We start from the raw sequence: 2,275 nt of genomic DNA on the forward strand, positions 1-2,275 counted from the left end.
CGCCGAGCACCGCCTCGATCAACCGGCGCTGTTCATCGGTCAGGTCGGGATCGCGTAACTCGATCACCTTGCCGTCGATGTGGACGGAGTAGACGAAGCCGTCGGCCACCGGGTGCCCCGCCGGCGGCGCTTCGGCGCTCAGCGCGCGTTCGGCCAGGCGCTCCAACTCGGCTCCGTCGGGTCGGCAGTGCGTGTCGGCGGACCCTGTGCGCTCCCTGCCGGCGAACCCGCCGGTCCGGGTGATGACGATCAGCATGGTGGGACCTCCTGGAGGAGTGCGCCCCCTCCCGTACGGGGGGGGCGAGGCTGCGCATCGAGTAGATCGACACCTCTCGCCTTCCCCCGAAACGCGCGGGTTTGCCTCCTGTACGCGGTGCCGGCTCAAGACGGCCGAAAACGGCCGTAACCCGCCGTGGCGTCCGGCACGCTACGGATCACGAGTACCCGGATCGGTCGCGTCGAGGGCAGGACCTGCGGTCGGCGGCCGGGCGGGCCTGGCCGCTCCGACGGTGGATTGCGCGCGGGCTCGTCGGGGGGGCGGTGAGAGCATCGGCGAGCCGGGCGAACCGATGCGCTGCCGGTCGGTCCGGCATCCCGCCCGGCGTGCCGAGTCCACCCGGACACTCGGCCGGCGGGCGTCACCTCGGATGCCGGGCACGCCGGGGTGTCGTCATGGGCTCTGGGCGGGGAGGACCACCGGCTCGTCCCGCTTCTCGGCCTCACCCGCCGGGCCTTGCATCTCCAGCCGGCTCGGTCGGGAGCGCAGGACCGGGCCCCAGGGGACCAACGCCTTCGCTGTAACCTGCGCGGACAACCCTGCCCCGACCAGTCGGTCCACGGTCGCCTCGGCCCCGCACATGCCGGAGTCCACCATCAGCAGAACACCGCCGGGGCGCGGCAGAGGAGCAGGGGCGTTCACGCGCGCCGATACGACGGCCGGCCAGGAGACGTCGACCGGCGTGACCGTGGCAGAGCGACAGCGCAGCTGGGTGCGACGGGCGACGCCGTGCCCCTCCGCGTCGTGATCAGTCCTCGCGAGGCACTCGGACGGCCGTGACCTGCGTGTCGACCGCGTCCGGCACGACCATCCCGGCCTCGACTCCTGTTCGCAGGTAACGCAGGACATCCTTGGTGAGGCGCTCGCCGGGCAGGGCTGCCGGGATACCGCGACAAGCACCTCGGCGACTCGTCCAGGCAGCGCTCCAGGTAGGCCTTCTCGCGGGTGTAGGCGGCGCCCGGCCAGCGGGGGGGGGTGGGCCAGGACTCGTCGCCGGGGCGTGCCGACGTCCCCACGCCCCGGCGCACCGGGGCGGCCTTCGCCCGGGGCCCGGCGGATGCACAATGGCCCGGTGAGGCGAGGTGACGATGGCTGAACGCATGGTTGACGTGGATGGTGTCGAACTGTGCACCGAGACCTTCGGAGACCGGTCGGACCCTCCGGTCCTGCTCATCATGGGCACCGGCGCTTCGATGCTCTGGTGGGAGGAGGGCTTCTGCCGGATGCTCGCCGAGGGCGGGCGGTTCGTGATCCGCTACGACCACCGCGACACCGGTCGATCGGTCACCTGCGAGCGCGGCACCTTCGGATACACCGGCGCGGATCTGGCCGGCGACGCCGTCGGTGTGCTCGACGCCTATGGGATCCCGGCCGCACACGTGGTGGGCGTCTCCGCCGGTGGGGCGCTCGCCCAGCTGATCGCACTCGACCGCCCCGACCGGATCCTCTCGCTCGTTCTGATCAGCACATCCCGCGCCTTGCCCGGCGACCGGGAGCTGCCCCCGCCGACCGGGGAATTCATGCGCTTCGTATCGTCCGCGGAGGCCGATTGGTCGCACACCGCCTCGGTGATCGATTACCTGGTCGAGTACGCGCGCGTGCTCGCGGGAAGCCGGCGCCGGTTCGACGAGACCGCCGTCCGCGACCTCGTCCGTCGGGACGTCGAGCGTGCACACCACTTCGCCGCGGTGCGGAACCACGACTCACTGCCCGAGGGCGAGCGACCGCGGCGGCCCTTGTCGTCGATCTCCGTGCCCACGCTGGTGATCCACGGGACGGCGGACCCGATGTTTCCCTTCGGGCACGGCGAGGCGCTCGCCGAAGCGATCCCCGGCGCCGGGCTGTTGGCGCTGGAAGGTGCGGGCCACGGGGTCGACCGGGCCGACTGGGAGACGATCGTCCGTGCGGTCATCGCGCACACCGCTGTGGACGGCCCTGTCCGCGCGCCTCGCCGGAACGCGGGTCCGCGACGCACGGATGTGGGGTGCGACCCGGACA

At 72.4% G+C, this 2,275-nt stretch carries 2 protein-coding genes and 1 pseudogene; 1 reads left to right on the forward strand and 2 read right to left on the reverse strand.

The features are described from left to right. The coding region (locus ABZW32_RS39635; RefSeq protein WP_356225751.1) for a protealysin inhibitor emfourin at nucleotides 1–256 on the reverse strand (256 nt) is incomplete at its 3' end. A gap of 769 nt (nucleotides 257–1,025) precedes the next feature. Continuing rightward, nucleotides 1,026–1,166 (reverse strand): annotated as a pseudogene (locus tag ABZW32_RS39640) (arginine 2-monooxygenase); the annotation flags it as partial. Between the two features lie 304 nt (nucleotides 1,167–1,470). Here ABZW32_RS39640 and ABZW32_RS39645 point away from each other — a divergent pair. After that, nucleotides 1,471–2,275, forward strand: an 805-nt coding sequence (locus ABZW32_RS39645; protein ID WP_356225752.1) for an alpha/beta fold hydrolase, incomplete at its 3' end; no start/stop codon positions are given.

The organism is Streptomyces sp. NPDC004667, assembly GCF_040609475.1.
In the GTDB taxonomy this organism is placed as follows: domain Bacteria; phylum Actinomycetota; class Actinomycetes; order Streptomycetales; family Streptomycetaceae; genus Streptomyces.